The sequence below is a fragment of the Candidatus Tisiphia endosymbiont of Ditula angustiorana genome, assembly GCF_964026425.1.
Classification (GTDB): Bacteria; Pseudomonadota; Alphaproteobacteria; order Rickettsiales; family Rickettsiaceae; genus Tisiphia.
Genome location: NZ_OZ032143.1, coordinates 1253873 through 1269648, shown reverse-complemented (window position 1 = coordinate 1269648; position 15776 = coordinate 1253873). Strand labels below are relative to the sequence as shown.

Below are 15776 nucleotides of genomic sequence, written 5' to 3'. Positions count from 1 at the left end.
TATAGTATGAGTCAAGAAATAATAAATAATTATTTGACCGAGGAATTTAGTGGAGCTATTTTGGGTGATAAAAGGCTGACAAATAGGTTAATAAAGATAGCTGATAATTTTGCAAATATACCTGAAAGCTCAATTAATCAAGCATGTGGAAATTGGGCAGAAACAAAAGCAGCATATCGTTTTTTTAAAAACGATAATGTTAAGGAATCAAAAATATTAGAAGCCCATATTGCTAAAGCAGTAGAAAGAATCAAAGAGCATGATAAAGTTCTTGTTATACAAGATACTAGTTATATCACATATACTAGTCATAAAAAAACTACTGGATTGGGTGTGTTATCAAGAAAAGAGGGAAAGAATGTTAAAAATATTGAATGTAAAGGTCTGATAATGCATACTGCCTTTGCGGTTGCTACCAATGGATTAGCACTTGGGTTGTTGGATCAAAAGATTCACAATAGACCAGCAGTGCCTGAAGAAATACAACAGTTAAAAAAAACTAGTCATGGTAATGCGGTACATATTAAAGATAAAGAAAGTATGAAGTGGCTTAATGCATTACAGAACACTATTAATGCAACGAATAATAGTAATACCCAAATTATAACTGTTTGTGATAGAGAAGCTGATATATATGATTTTTTTGAATTGGCACAAGCTCAGAAATCTAAAGTTTTAGTTAGAGCTGCACAGGATAGAGAAATAAATAAAAAGTCAAAATATTCCAAAAAAGATAGACAATATTTGTGGAAGGTAGTATCGGGTTTCCAGTGTGCTGGAGAAATAGCAGTTAAAGATACTAGTCAAGAAAATAAAGCTAATAGGATTAGACATTTGGAAGTTAGATTTGGAAAATTTATAATGAATCCTCCTGTAAACAATGTAAGACATAAAACAGAAACATTGCCAAATTTACCAGTATATGCCATCAATGTTATTGAGCGTCGTCCCCCTAGTGGAACAACACCATTAGAATGGATGTTACTAACCAATATAGTTATCAATAATTTTGAAGAAGCTATAGAGAAAGTAAGATGGTATTGTTTAAGATGGAGAATTGAAATTTTTCATAAAATTTTAAAATCTGGATTTAGGGTTGAACAATGTAGACTTGCAACAGGAGAAAGATTAATAAAATACTTGACAATCATGAGCATAATTGCTTGGAGAATTTTTTTTATTACTTTAATTGGCAGAACTAATCCTAATCTACCATGTAGTGTAATATTAGCTGAAGAAGAATGGCGAGTTTTGTATGTAAAGATACACAAAGCAGCTCCCCCTAATAATACAATTCCTACAATAAAAAATGCTATAATATGGGTTGCTAAATTGGGTGGGTATTTAGCAAGAAAAAATGATCTAGAGCCTGGTCCTATTGTATTGTGGAGAGGATGGCAACGGTTATTTGATCTAGTTCAAGGTTATCAATTAGCTAACTCTAATATTTGTGGGTAATAGTAAGGTTTTGTACGTGTACGTGATGTGAATAGGCTTTTTAACATGAATATAGCTGTTATTAATAAAAGTAGAGATATCAAGAGCTCTAATGATAAATGTCAAATGTCAGAAATAATAGGTAACGTTTCCGGCAAGCATTGTATATTAATTGATGATATTGTTGATAGTGGCGAAACCCTTTGTAAGGGAGCTAAGCTATTAATGGAAGTAGGAGCTTTATCTGTCAATGCTTTTATAACTCACCCAGTGCTTTCTAGAATGTCTAAAGAAAATATTCAGAATTCTGATGTAATGAACGTATATATAACTGATACAATAGAAACTACTGATTTACCATCTAAGTTCCATGTAATATCGGTTGCTCCAATTATTATAGCAGCATTACAAAAATCTGTAAGATTATGAGAATTTAGAACTTTATGCATACTGATAAATGTACACTTGAAATAGACTTAGCAAAAATTCGTGCTAATTATCGTATTATTTCTAAAATTTGTAAAACTTCAGAGATTGCTTCCGTGGTAAAGGCTAACAGCTATGGACTTGGTGCTGATGCTATCGCACCAGCCTTACAGATGGAGAATTGTCAAAGTTTTTTTGTAACCTCAGTTGATGAAGGAATATCATTACGTAAAGTATTGGGGCAAAAATCTAATATTTTTGTGTTTAATGGTGTATTTAGCAATGATGTTGAGGAATTTAGGAATAGTAATTTAATTCCTGTGCTTAATAGTTTAGAGCAAGTTGAAATTTGGCAAAAATTTGCTACTCTTAAAAAAGAAGTGCTACGCTGTACAATCCATGTTGATACTGGTATGAATCGCTTAGGAATGCTCGACACAGAAATGCAACATATAATAGACAAACCCGATCTATTAGTTGGTCTTGAATTGCAGTATATTATAAGTCATTTATCTACATCTGAAATAGTTGATGATCCTTATAATTTACAACAATTAAAAAAGTTTAAGCGTTATTTAAAATATTTCCCAAAAGTCAAAGCTAGTCTAGCTAACTCTAGTAGTATATTTCTAGGACAAGAATATCATTTTGACTTAATACGTCCTGGTGCAGCATTATATGGACTTAATCCTTTGGGAAATGCCTTGGAAAATCCGATGCATAATCCAATAAGACTGACTGCTCCAATAATACAATTGCAAGAATTACCACCGGAAAGTTACATTGGTTACAATATGACCTTTAAAACAAATAGTAATAGACTAATTGCTACCTTGCCTCTTGGTTATGCTGATGGCTATCCCCGGGCTTTTAGCAATTGTGGGGTAGTAGTTATTGATTCGCATTCAGCTCCTGTAGTTGGCAGGGTATCAATGGATTCAATTACTATTGATGTTACTGAACTACCACCAAACAAAATTTTCCTAGGACAACAAGCTGAAATTATAGGGAATTATTGTACTTTAGATAAAATAGCGAATATAATAAATACCATTGGTTATGAAATTCTCACTCTACTAGGTAGTAGATATAAGAGAGTATATAAAAATGATTCTTGATACCGTTAATTTATTAGGTAAACATACTATTAATTTTGCAAGGACTATAGGGGCTTTTTCTCTATTTACTATTGCGGGAGTCACTAGTATTTTTAAGAGACCTTTATACTACAACTTAGTGTTAAAACAGTTATTGTCTATAGGTTTTTATTCCCTACCAGTTGTAGCTATGACTACCTTCTTTTCTGGTGCTGTGCTGGCATTACAAAGCTATACAGGTTTTTCTCGTTTTTCGGCTGAAAGTTCAATAGCTACGGTGGTAGTTCTTTCAATAACTAGAGAGCTTGGTCCAGTTCTTGCTGGTCTTATGGTTGCTGGTAGGATTGGTGCATCAATTGCTGCTGAAATAGCTACTATGAGAGTGACTGAACAAATAGATGCACTTTATACTTTGTCAACTGATCCCATAAAATATTTAGTTTTTCCAAGAGTACTAGCAGCAGTTATTACGTTACCATGTTTAGTATTAATAGGTGATATATTAGGAGTAATGGGTGGTTATTTGGTAAGTGTTTATAAGCTTGATTTTAATAGCTTTAATTATATAACGAATAGCTTTAAGTTTTTAGAACCAATAGATGTCATTTCTGGCTTGGTAAAAGCAGCAGTGTTTGGTTTTATTATCTCAATAGTAAGTTGTTATAGTGGTTACTATTCAGGTACAGGAGCAAAAGGAGTTGGGACGAGTACAACTTCCGCGGTAGTAAATTCTTCAGTTCTTATTCTAATCAGTAATTACTTGATAACAGAGTTGTTTTTTAAAGTATAAGACTCGATGACATACGCGAATGCATTTTAAACCTTTCTAAAGCTAAAAACATGATTTTAATCTTTTAAAATCATGTTTTTAGCAAAATATTAATTTAACAATCAGATGCAGAGCCGTCTCAAATCTGATTGTTTCTATAATTTCACCGAATTTGGGATAAGAATTGACAAATTCTTATCCCAAATTCGCGTATATTAGAATAGATTATGGATAACGAATCAAAAATAAAAATACGCTCATTATATAAATCTTTTGGCGATCATAAGGTACTTGATGGTATAGACTTAGATATAAAGCGGAATAGTTCAATAGTAATTCTTGGGGGATCAGGAACTGGTAAATCAGTGTTAATAAAGACTATAGTTGGTTTAATGCAGGCTGATGAAGGTAGTATAGTTATTGATGAAGTGGAGACTGTAAACATTTCAAGTAAAGATAGATTTAAAATGATGGAAACCATGGGGTTTCTATTTCAGGGAGGAGCTCTTTTTGATTCTTTAACTGTTCAAGATAATATTACATTCTTTACTGAAAAACTGTATAAACTATCTCCAAAAAATAAAGAGGAGTTAGCTGCATCTAAACTTAATTCTGTAGGTTTGTCTACAAAAATACTGGGTCTTTATCCATCTGAGCTTTCCGGAGGTATGCAAAAGCGAGTATCTTTAGCTAGGGCTATTTGTGGCGATCCGTTGATTCTTTTCCTTGATGAACCAACTACCGGTCTTGACCCTATCATGGCTAATGTTATCAATGAATTAATAATTAAAGTTCAAGAGGAGCTAAAGGCTACTACCATCACCATAACTCATGATATGAATAGTGCTTATATGATAGCTAAAGAGGTTGCTATGATTTATAAAGGGAAGATTTTATGGTTTGGTAAAAAAGATGAGATAAAAAATAGTGATAATCCTTACTTGCAACAATTTGTTAATGGTTTAACTACTGGACCAATTGAGATTTAGTAAGGTGTATTCAATAATAGAAAGTCAACTAAATCTACAAAATTAAATAACAACCTCCATAGAACCTAATGAGTTTCTTAACCAAGTTTTTTGAAAATTGAAAAAATGTTATAATTATTTCAATTTTAGGTGTATTTTTAGTTGACTAGCTAATGTATAAGTTGTAAAATATGTCTTTTAGGTAGCTTCTTGGTATAAGCATTATTTATCGATAGCTTTAAAAAATTATCGAATATTACTTAGTGCTTGAGAGTTTTTTTGCTATACTACTAATGAGTATTATATAATTCAAGTTATTTATTATGGCTATTTCCCGTTTTCTTGATCCAAAAAATGATTTTTGCTTTAAGCAAATCTTTGGTACAGAGAAAAATAAAGATATATTAATTCACTTCCTTAATGATATTTTAGGATATCAGGGAAAGGATCAAATTATTGAGGTTAGTTTTCTTAAAACTATCCAAGATCCTGTAATTGCTGCATATCGGCAATCTATTGTCGATGTTTTGTGTAAAGATCAGAATGGCACACAAGTAATTATTGAAATGCAGGTTAGCGAACATAAGGGATTTGAGAAAAGAGCTCAATTTTATGCAGCTAAAGCCTATTCACAGCAGATACTTAAAGAAGATAAAAATCATAAGAAGTTAGCAGTATATGCTAAACTAAAAAGGGTGATATTCCTAGCTATTGCCGATTTCATCATGTTCCCAGATAAGAAAGATTGGAAATCAACACATCGAATGTTGGATAACAAGACTTATGAACATGATCTCAAGGATTTTTACTTTATCTTTGCTGAACTGCAGAAATTCCATAAAACCATTGACCAACTAGAAACTATTGAGGAAAAATGGATGTATTTCTTTAAACATGCCCATCATAGTACTTTAATAGAAATGGAGCATTTAATTGGTCACGATATTATTATTAAAAGAGCTTTCCAAGCAATAGACCAAGCTTCTTGGTCAGAAGAAGAGCTAAATACCTATGATCATATAACCAAAACCCAACTAGATAATCTAGCAGTAGAGCAGTTCAAAATCGAACAAGCTGAAAAAGCTGCTAAAACTAGAGGTGAGGCTAGAGGCGAGGCTAGAGGTGAAAAGAAAAAAGCTATAGCTATAGCTAAAATTTTACTTAAAGAAAATATGACGTCTGAGTATATAGCAAAGATTACCGGTTTGAGTATTGAAGAAATCAATAAGCTAGAAAAGTAATTGATTACTTAACCATTTCTGTCCTCTAATTGAAAGTAGAGGATAAACTTGTTGTTTAATTTTTTGATAGTATTGTTCTATATAATTTATCTCATCTGCGTTTAGCATTCTGCGATCTATTAAATCTTTTGCATAAGGAACAAGGGTAAGCGTGTCAAACTCTAGATAATTTTCATCCTGTAAAGTATTTTTGACATACATCAGATTTTCTATTCTAATGCCAAATTCGTTCGTTTTATAATAACCTGGCTCATTGGATACAATCATACTAGGCTCTAGAATAACGTTACTGCGTAAACTAATATTTTGTGGTCCTTCATGAACACTTAAGAAACTACCAACACCATGACCTGTACCATGTGGGTAATCTTGTCCATCTCTCCATAAAAACTGCCGAGCTAGCACATCTAAATTAGCTCCAGTAATAAGATTAACTGGAAACTTAATCATCGACAAAGCAATATGCCCCTTAAGAACTTGAGTGTAACGTAATTTTTGTTCTTTTGTAGGGTATCCACCTATAGCAAGAGTCCTAGTTACATCAGTAGTACAACCGTTATATTGACCACCAGAATCAATTAATAATATGCCTTTACCTAAGATTTTCTTTGCCCCCGTGCTTGTTGCTCGGTAATGAATTATAGCACTATTTTCCTTAAAGCCACATATAGTAGGGAAGCTATCCATAACATATTGATCTTGCTTAAATCTAAACCCTGTTAATATTACTCCTAAATCATATTCAGTTTGATCTTGTAAATTTGGTAGTTCGAATAAATATGCAAAGAATTCGCATAGTGCCACCGCATCCTTAATATGGGAATTAATTGCATGGTTAATTTCAATATCGTTTTTACGGGCTTTAGCTAATTGACAAGGATCATTAATTTTTTCTATTATCTTAGTGCTTAGCAAATCTATGATATAATTTGAAGTGAAGTTTTCGTCAATTAGGATTTTATTAGCTTGACTCAATATATCAGAAAATTGTGCTGAAGGTAAGATAGTTATATGAGGACGAGCAAGTATAATATCTTGGTCTACCCTATTTGGATTAGTAAATAAATATAGTTGATCCTTAGTGATTAGAACTATACCAAGCATCAATGGTGAATATGGAATGTCACTTGCTCTGAGATTTAATAACCAGCATATTGAATCTGCTGCAGTAACAATCATGGTATCTGCAAAATATTTAGTGAGTAAATTACGGCACATGGTAATTTTATCACTATACGATTGACCAGCAAACTTGTCATCATAAATATATATTTTTGATGATGGCTCAGCCGGCCTATTACGCCAAATTTGATCTACTAAATTATTAGATATTTTATGTAAACGAGGCTTTATTTTAGAAAATATTTTTAACTTAACATTAGTGAAGAGTTTCGCATCATATCCTAATATACCATCATTACCTAAATAATCATCCCAAGGAAAATAGGGTAAATCTTTAATATCAAAAATCTCAAAAATTTTTGGATCTAGTTCACGCTTACTTTGTTCTAGATAACGACCATCTGTGAAAAATATAACATTATTTTTGCAGATCACCACAATACCGTTTGACCCACTAAAGTTAGTCATATATTGCAGTCGTTTAGCACTTTCATGAACATACTCACTAAGATATTGATCATTAGACGGTACTATATAGGCATCTATTTTATACTTAGCGAAAAGACTCCTAATATTGCTAATACGTTCTTGCATTAAATTATTATCGATAAAAAAGATTTACCTTTCTTTGCTGCTATTAGGTGATTTCTTAATTAAAGAACTCACATGGCTGGGAGCAACATTATCTGTAGTCAGAGCCTTAGGTGATATATCACTTGCAATGGATTTCCCAATCAGTTGAGCGGTTTTTAGAACTTCAGGACTCAATGTTTTTAAGTTACCTAAAGATCTGTCTACCTGTTTCTCTCTTCCAAGCTGCGAAGTTCTACCTAGCATTCCATCAATAGGAGCTTTAAAATAATCAGCAATAGCTATAACCGCTTCGGTACTTAGCATTTTTTTGTTATTATCATCTTCTTTTAAAAAAGGACGAACGCTGTCTTCACTACGACCAATTTTTGATCCTAATTCGTATTGAGTCATTTGGTTTTTGTTCATCTTCTCGTTGATAAAGCTCTTCAAATTAGCACTTAATGCTTCTGGAGATAGTTGCATATATTCTTGTTTTTCTTGAGACTCAAATTCCTTTCTACCTAGCACTTCATCAATAGAGCAGTCAAAATAATTTGCAAGTTTGATTATGTTTTTTATTTCAGGATGTCGATTATCCAACATCCCTCTCATAGTAGTTGGAGGAATGCCTGTAAGTTCAGCAAGATCACTTGCCTTTAGTTGTTTTTCTTCCATTTTATTCCCAAGGAATTCTCTTATATTTTCAATCCAGCCCATTGTAAATATTTTTTTTATAAAATTGATCCGTGAAAAACGGTTTTTTCTTGACAATAAAAAATTGTCACAGTAGAGTTGTTTATCTTACTAAATGAACCAAGGAATTATTTAGTAAGATAAACTTTAAAAACTAAAACTATTTAGTACATAAATTCAACTACTAAATATAGGTAAGTTGAATAAAAACGAAATAATACTAAATGTTAGTTAAGCACAAAACCTCAATCATAAAAGGAAATGCCTTATGAATATATACAATATTTGCTCAGTAATCAAATTTATTCTTGCTTATTTAGCAACTTTATTTTTAAAAATGCAACCTCAACTACCCTATCTAATAATGAATAGGAATATTTTACCTACAATCATAGTAAGAGGGTTTTATGCAAAATGATCTTAATGATAAAGATCTAAAACAACTATATAGCAAGATTATGACTATATCAGGTTACATAATTGCCATGAGATCAGAGTGTATAAGAGAAGCTAAGAAGACTGAAGATGCTCTAAAAATCCTAATCAAGCGTACATATGACATTAGAGGTGGACTTTGGATATGTTTGATTACTATATGGTTTTTAACCATACTTTTTTTGCAGAAAAACTTTTAGCCAGTACTTATTAAATTTACAAACTTAAAATTGGAAGACGAAAAGCTAGACTTTATGTTACATTCACCGTTCGACACGTTCATAAAATGCACTAAAATCGAAGAATATTTAAAATCTAAGTCTAATAGTTCCTTAAAAGGAACAGTGCTTACAGTGGACGTGTTTGATTCGGAATGATCGAGTATTAATGCAGAAAGTGTAAATTGTAATCGGTTTTGACATTGCAAGCTTGGATCAAAAACGCTAACGTAAGTAATACTACTTACAGGGCAAAAAAGACGTCCCTGCGAAAGTAGGGGCTGTAAGATAAAATCTATTGCCTTAATTCTTTAGATACACTAAATAAGTTTAATAAAAAGTCCGCATTCATTAGCGAGTCCAATAGTTCTTTCTATCTCTAGAATAATCACTTTATCTTTCTGTATGGCTAATCCTTTATAACCATAATTAGCTAAGTTACTTATTGTCTTTGCTCCTATTGTAGGTATATCAATTCTAGTATCTTGACCTTTCTTCATCATTTTAATAAGTACACCACCTGTAGAATTTTTACGTAAATATGAACATCTTTCTATTAAATTATCTGTACCCTCAGCCGCTTCAATACCTATAATATACCCATTATCAACAATTACTGACTGTCCTACATCAAGATATCCTATACTATCTAATAGCTTTATCCCCAGTTCGATATCTGTATTATCTATTCTAGATGGAACAGCTATGGTCATAACATCATTATTTGTTCTTAATATTTCATAACTAGAAATTACTTTAAACCCTTTTTCTTCTAGGAAATCTGTCACTATACTAAGAAGTTTATCATCTCCTAAAAATTTTTGTTTCAATATGCGTGCAAGTAACCTTGATCCCATTAAATCTACTTTAATTGATCGCAAATTAGGACGATTTAGACCACCAGCAAGAATTATATTTTTTACATCATACTTACGAAAATATTCAATTATTGGCTTAACCATACCGATTTTAAAAAATTGGTGGGTAAAATCCTTATACAATGCCGGATTTGCTTCTCCCTCCAAAGCTGCAATATAACATTGCCCGCCTTGCTTAATGAAACTATTGGCAAGTGAAATTGGCAATGAGCCATTTCCTGCTATAATTCCAATTATACTCTTTTGCTTTAAAGGGTATATTTGCAACATTTTACCTGCTTACCTTATCATGCTCAACTTTTCTTGGCTGACAAAATACCCTAGTAATATCCTGTTTTATAAAAGTGATAATTTGTTCTACAATAGGATTACCTTTATATTGCTTTAAAACTATCTCAATTCTATCAGTAAAAATACCTTCGCCAATAAAAATCTCATCTACGGCTTTTATAGTATCAAGCGTTTCCTGGTTATCAAAGCCACGTCTTTTCATCCCAACTAAGTTTATTCCTTCAAGAAATGCCCTTTCATTTGTAACTACCCCAAATGGAATCACATCTTTGCTCACTGCAGACATACCCCCCACCATCGAATGTTGTCCTATACGTACGAATTGCAGAACAGCAGAAAGCCCTCCTATAATGGCATAATCATCAACTTTAACGTGACCACCTAGGCTAGCATAGTTTGCAAAAATTACATTATTTCCTACGATGCAATCATGTGCTATATGTACTCCAACCATAAATAAACCATTATTACCTACAGAGGTAACCATACCACCACCTTTACTACCAGCCTGAATAGTTACATATTCTCTAATAGTATTATTACTGCCTATGATAACCTCTGACTCTTCTCCCTCATACTTAAGTATTTGAGGGGGCTGACCAATAGAAGCAAATGGATATATAACTGTATTAGCACCAATTTTTGTTTTTCCCTCTATAACTACGTGTGATTTTAACTCAATATTATCCGCCAAAACCACATCCGACCCAACAGTACAAAAAGGACCTATCTTGACATTTTTACCAATTGAAGCCCTTGGATCTACTATGGCAGTTGCGTGTACAGCTGATAAGGTCATTGTTAATTCCTATTTTTAACCATTGCAGTAAATTTACTCTCTGCAACTATCTGATCATTGACTTTGCTGTTACTTGAAAATTTCCAAACAGAACCTCTATTTTGTTCTATTTTAGCATAAATATGTAATGTATCACCTGGTTCAACAACTTTACGAAATTTTGCCTCTTCAATAGTCATAAAGAAAACATCTTTATCTTTGAAGTCCATTGATTTGGCTACTAAAATAGCAGATAGTTGAGCCATAGCCTCAATAATTAGCACACCAGGCATTACTGGTTTTGTAGGAAAATGACCAGTAAATTGCGGCTCGTTAAAAGTAACATTCTTGATACCAACAATAGACTCATTAAGTTTAAATTCTAGCACCCTATCTATTAATAAAAATGGATAACGATGAGGTAGCATTTCCATTATTTCTATAATATTAATTGTCATCTATATCCCGTTTTTTTGTTTACAAGTTGCTTCATAATTACTGATTGTTTATGCCAATCTCTAATTGGTACTGCAGGATATCCACCAACTGTAACTCCTAGTTCAACATCTTTTATCACGCCAGATTGGGCTGCTACTTGGACTTTATCGCCTAGTACTATATGTCCGGATATGCCTGACTGCCCTCCTAAAGCACAATATGCTCCTACCTTAGTACTACCTGCTATACCTGCTTGGGCAACAATAACTGACCCCCGTCCTATTATAGCATTATGTCCTATCTGCACTAAGTTATCTATTCTACAAAAATCTTCTATTATTGTATCATTTATCGATCCTCTATCAATAGTAGTATTACTACCTATTTCAACATTATTACCTATTTTTACCATACCAGTGTGCAAAATTTTCTTATGAATTCCTTTATCTGTTGCAAAACCGAATCCATCTTGTCCAATTCTCGCTCCCGCTAATATTACCACATCATCACCTATTATACTGTAACTTACTGAAACATTTGAGTATATTAATGCTCTATTACCTATTACTACTCCAAAATCTATACTCGTCCCAGATTCTATAATGCAATTATCTCCTATTATAACATGATCTTCAATAACAACGTTATGCCCTATATAACAATTACTTCCTATAGTGGCAGAATCTGAAATATAAGCAGATGGCATAATTTTGTTAGGATAAGTTTTTGCTTTACTATAAAACAAATCTACTAATTTTGCATAAGCAAAATACGGATTTTTTGTTTTTAATAAAATTGTTCCATTATTAGATTCGTGCAAAAAATTCTCTGGGACTATGCAGCATGAAGCTTTAGTGTTTTGGAATTGAATAATATATTTGTTATGAATTAAAAAACTTATATCACCAACATCAGCCTCTTCTAATGACTTAACATTATGGATTAACAAATCATTTGAGTATACTATCTCAGTATCTATTAATTTTACAATTTCTGATAATTTATAAGGAGCAGATTTCTTATAAAAACGTGAGTTTATCATGGTTATTTAATTTTACAAAATAATGGCGACAGTATAAACGCTAGTTAGAAAATACTCAAGTTTTCTTACAATAATTTACCCCAGTTCAGGATAAGAATTAGTTAATTCTTATCCCGAGTTCGCGTAATTTGTATTTCAGGATATTGTTCATGATTGTATAATAGTTATTATACAATCTAGATATTTCATAAAGTATACGATAAGAGATTTATTATAGAGATGGTGGCCAGAGCCGGAATCGAACCGGCGACACAAGGATTTTCAGTCCTTTGCTCTACCAACTGAGCTATCTAGCCGTATAAACAGACCTATTGTGTAATAAACTCAAATCAATTGACTACAGCTAAAGATTCAAGGCAGAGTTTCTTATAACTAATTAAAAAAACTTTGTCCATATAATTTTTTAAATGATAAAGAGTATATAATTTTTATCTAGACAAATAACCCTACATTCTCTCTGATTCCCCTTCAATGTCACCCCTGCGAAAACAGGGGGCTAGAAAAGTCTAAATAGTTTTCTTGGCTATTTTTTTAGACCCCTGCCTACGCAGGGGTGACATTGAAGGTGCTTAGAATAATAATTAATGTCGAATTCAGGTTACTTACGATAATTTACGCTAACCACTTGATTTCCTAGATCCTGAAACAAGTTCAGGATGACGTATGCTCTAGTTTTAGATGACAACCGACTTAAACCAAACACTAGTACGCGAAAGCTAGGATGACATCGTTTTTGCTCCTGTAAACACTATTACTTATGTTGGCGTTTTTGATCCACGTTGACCAAATACTGAGTAGTCCCTCAATCTAACTTCGTTACAACTAACTTTCGGATTTGACATCAGATATCTGAACTTTATATTCCTTATTAAGTGCTTTGATCGCGTATAGCCACAATATTACAATAACAAAAAACACACCAGCAAAATAAGGTGTAGCTTCAGTGAAGGTAAAAGCAGGGAGCAAGATAAAGAATGTTGACTGGATAATACCACCTCCAGATTTACCGAACCTACCACCTATAACTTCTACTGCCGCTTGACCTTTTGTTCTAAGATCCTTATCAAGAGGAATATATGCCATATTCTTGGTAGCATCAAATAGTGAATATTTTGTTGCCTTACTTAAAATATTCTGAATCATGCCAATCATCACTGCTACTGCCAAAGGTCCAGAAGTGAATAGACCAGTAACGTACATCGCAATAGTACTATCAAAGAAAATGAAAGCAAAAAAAGCAATACCAGTAATTAACATCATCAAAGGAGTAATCATAGCGGCTGTGAACCAAGAAACCCTTCTTAGAATATTACTGCCAATAATCATGAATAATATAGCTGTAACACCTTGCCAAGCCTGAAATTGCCCCATATACATGGTATATTCTTCTTTAGTTGGATATAGCTGCTGAATTTTTGATTTCCATACACCTTCTACAAGATTTACTGACACACCATAACATATAATTAGTAAGGCAATAAGTCCTAAATATTTTGAGCTAAAAATCATTTTGAAGCTTTCTATGAGAGATAACTTAACCTTGCCTTTCTTGGTTGCTTTACTTGTTGAGTCATATAAAGTAGGATCGGTTAAAACATGCTGATTCATCCATCTATATAACAACATGATAACTACAGCACTACTCATCATAATAACAAGTAGTGGCGTAAATTTCAGTTCTTCTGAAACTATTTGAGTTTCTTTGCTTAAAAAATAGCCAAGTATTAATGCAGTGACTGGTAAAGATAAATTCGCTAACATACCAAACATAGAATAAAAGCGTTTTGCTTCTTCGGTCTTGGTAATTTGGTTAGCAAATTGCCAAAATAATAAGCTAAGCATCATACTTCCCCAAAGTTCTGATATAGCATAAAAAATTGCAAAGCTCCACTTGCCAACTACCCTAATGAACCACTTAAAATTTGGATATTCATTACTCAATGCATCGATTGTTTCGGGATTAGGATGCACTAACTCTGGGTAAGGATATAAGACAAAAGTGAATAGGACAAAATATGCAAGAAAAAAACTAGTTACAGCATAAAAAACATTTTCTTGTTTTAACACATCACAAAGCTTTACGTAAGCAACCATAAATAGTACTGCCATTGGTAAAACAACATAGGTTTTTACAAAACTTATTGATTCAGGACCAATATCTGTTACCACAAATCCATCTTTTATCGATCTAAGAGTGGAGTAGTTGAGCAAAATACAAAACATCATAGCCGCCATCGGCAAAAATTTCTTATTTTCATGCCCTTCAATTGGCCAAACTACTCTTCTCATTTCTGAGAAATAACTATTATTTTCCACCTTATTCATACTATTTGATTATCATTATAAGTCAGTGGACTTATACAGATATATACAAGAAAAGTCAAACGAAATGATTATTTTTTGCTAGATAAGTCTAATTATTACTCGATAATCAAGTTTTTTCTAAGGCATACAATTCAGGGTAATTTAAAAGTCACACTCTAGAGTTGAAATTAAGTAATTATTAATAACATCAAACGTCATTGCGAGAAGGCACGAAGTGCCGCCGAAGCAATCTAGGAAACAAAAAAAATAAAATTATCGTATTTTTGCTGGATTGCTTCGTCGGTTGCAGCAAGCAACCTGCTCGCAATGACGTTTGTAAGCACATGCCCATCTAAAATTATTTCGGTTTTTTAACTTTAAAGTGTGACTTTTAAATTACCCTGGGGTGTACACTCTAGTTTTGGCTTTGTACTTCTTCTCCTAGTAGTGACACATATGTCGAAGGCTAACAGTATCATCACTAACACTGCTCTGATATCCAAGATTAACTTCGCCATTATAGGGATAAGAAGCTTCCGCCTCCTCGTGTGTAGATGTTGGTAACCAATTAGGCGTTAACTTGCTATGTAAATTAATGAGATTGTTGCATTTGGTTATTTGACTATTTACTATTTCTATATTCACTCCTTCAGCATGAATATCAGATTGAGCTTTTCTCACTACTGCTACAAACTCATCTATTATAGCCTGCATAGACTCAGGAATTTCTATTCGGTATTTAGGTAGCATTTCAGTACATTTTTTGGGTGTAAGCTGTAAGGCTGCTCCATACATTAGAGTTTTTATCTCAACATCTTCTTTCTCATTGCTACAAATATGGCAACGGCAATTAAAAAAGGCAAAAGCAGCTTTTACATTGCCTAAGCACAAAGATAGCCAAAAACTTTTTGCAGCCTTAGTCCAGTTATCATTTATATTTTCCTGTTGTCCATTATCAAATTCTAATGAAACTGCCTTTTTGCTATAATATATTCCTAATTTATAAAAACCTTTAGCTGTATATTTTTCTTCTCCTGCCTTTTTTCTTGATTTTGCCATCTTGATA

General features: G+C 32.7%; 15 protein-coding genes and 1 tRNA gene. 7 read left to right on the top strand and 9 right to left on the bottom strand.

Annotated features, from left to right (window positions below; all coding sequences use genetic code 11):
* Positions 1 to 6 precede the first annotated feature (6 nt).
* From AAGD29_RS05985 to AAGD29_RS05960, 6 genes are all read left to right on the top strand, one after another.
* A complete protein-coding gene (locus AAGD29_RS05985) occupies positions 7 to 1458 on the top strand; it encodes an IS4 family transposase (RefSeq protein WP_341757292.1) in 1452 nt (483 codons plus the stop codon).
* 45 nt (positions 1459 to 1503) lie between these two features.
* The gene (locus AAGD29_RS05980) at positions 1504 to 1866 is read left to right on the top strand and encodes a phosphoribosyltransferase family protein (RefSeq protein WP_341757449.1); all 363 of its coding nucleotides are present in this window, start codon (positions 1504 to 1506) and stop codon (positions 1864 to 1866) included.
* A 14-nt stretch (positions 1867 to 1880) separates the two neighbouring features.
* Positions 1881 to 2981, top strand: a complete 1101-nt coding sequence (locus tag AAGD29_RS05975) for an alanine racemase (RefSeq protein ID WP_341757448.1) — start codon at positions 1881 to 1883, stop codon at positions 2979 to 2981.
* Complete coding sequence (locus tag AAGD29_RS05970; protein ID WP_341757447.1) at positions 2971 to 3750, top strand: ABC transporter permease; 780 nt, start codon at positions 2971 to 2973, stop codon at positions 3748 to 3750. Before AAGD29_RS05975 ends, AAGD29_RS05970 begins: the two co-directional genes overlap by 11 nt.
* A 206-nt stretch (positions 3751 to 3956) precedes the next feature.
* Positions 3957 to 4718 (top strand): ABC transporter ATP-binding protein, encoded by a 762-nt coding sequence (locus tag AAGD29_RS05965; protein ID WP_341753860.1) that lies wholly within the window; start codon positions 3957 to 3959, stop codon positions 4716 to 4718.
* A 302-nt stretch (positions 4719 to 5020) separates the two neighbouring features.
* On the top strand, positions 5021 to 5938 hold the full coding sequence (locus tag AAGD29_RS05960; RefSeq protein ID WP_341757446.1) for an Rpn family recombination-promoting nuclease/putative transposase: 918 nt from the start codon (positions 5021 to 5023) through the stop codon (positions 5936 to 5938).
* On the opposite strand, the gene AAGD29_RS05955 is transcribed toward AAGD29_RS05960, so the two are convergent.
* Together AAGD29_RS05955 and AAGD29_RS05950 are read right to left on the bottom strand one after the other, a co-directional pair.
* Entirely contained in the window at positions 5927 to 7654 is a 1728-nt protein-coding gene (locus AAGD29_RS05955; protein ID WP_341757445.1) for an aminopeptidase P family protein, read from the bottom strand. The two genes, AAGD29_RS05960 and AAGD29_RS05955, sit on opposite strands and share 12 nt — an antisense overlap.
* 24 nt (positions 7655 to 7678) lie before the next feature.
* A complete protein-coding gene (locus AAGD29_RS05950) occupies positions 7679 to 8404 on the bottom strand; it encodes a helix-turn-helix transcriptional regulator (protein WP_341757444.1) in 726 nt (241 codons plus the stop codon).
* A gap of 329 nt (positions 8405 to 8733) precedes the next feature.
* Between AAGD29_RS05950 and AAGD29_RS05945 the strand changes: the two genes are divergently transcribed.
* Positions 8734 to 8961: a hypothetical protein gene (locus AAGD29_RS05945; RefSeq protein ID WP_341757443.1), complete on the top strand. Its 228-nt coding sequence runs from the start codon at positions 8734 to 8736 to the stop codon at positions 8959 to 8961.
* A 338-nt stretch (positions 8962 to 9299) separates the two neighbouring features.
* Here AAGD29_RS05945 and AAGD29_RS05940 read toward each other — a convergent pair whose 3' ends face one another.
* The 7 genes from AAGD29_RS05940 to AAGD29_RS05910 form a co-directional block, all read right to left on the bottom strand.
* Positions 9300 to 10127 carry an LpxI family protein gene (locus tag AAGD29_RS05940; protein ID WP_341757442.1) on the bottom strand — a complete coding sequence of 276 codons (828 nt, stop codon included), beginning with the start codon at positions 10125 to 10127 and terminating at the stop codon, positions 9300 to 9302.
* A 1-nt stretch (position 10128) separates the two neighbouring features.
* Positions 10129 to 10947, bottom strand: coding sequence for an acyl-ACP--UDP-N-acetylglucosamine O-acyltransferase (gene lpxA, locus AAGD29_RS05935; protein ID WP_341757441.1), 819 nt, complete (start codon positions 10945 to 10947; stop codon positions 10129 to 10131).
* A gap of 2 nt (positions 10948 to 10949) precedes the next feature.
* Positions 10950 to 11384 carry a 3-hydroxyacyl-ACP dehydratase FabZ gene (fabZ, locus tag AAGD29_RS05930; protein ID WP_341757440.1) on the bottom strand — a complete coding sequence of 145 codons (435 nt, stop codon included), beginning with the start codon at positions 11382 to 11384 and terminating at the stop codon, positions 10950 to 10952.
* On the bottom strand, positions 11381 to 12406 hold the full coding sequence (lpxD, locus tag AAGD29_RS05925; RefSeq protein WP_341757439.1) for a UDP-3-O-(3-hydroxymyristoyl)glucosamine N-acyltransferase: 1026 nt from the start codon (positions 12404 to 12406) through the stop codon (positions 11381 to 11383). Before lpxD ends, fabZ begins: the two co-directional genes overlap by 4 nt.
* A gap of 220 nt (positions 12407 to 12626) precedes the next feature.
* Positions 12627 to 12702 (bottom strand) — tRNA-Phe (locus AAGD29_RS05920).
* 526 nt (positions 12703 to 13228) lie between these two features.
* Positions 13229 to 14731: an NTP/NDP exchange transporter gene (locus AAGD29_RS05915; RefSeq protein ID WP_341754084.1), complete on the bottom strand. Its 1503-nt coding sequence runs from the start codon at positions 14729 to 14731 to the stop codon at positions 13229 to 13231.
* Positions 14732 to 15151: 420 nt separating this feature from the next.
* Positions 15152 to 15769, bottom strand: coding sequence for a hypothetical protein (locus AAGD29_RS05910; protein ID WP_341757438.1), 618 nt, complete (start codon positions 15767 to 15769; stop codon positions 15152 to 15154).
* Between the last annotated feature and the right edge of the window lie 7 nt (positions 15770 to 15776).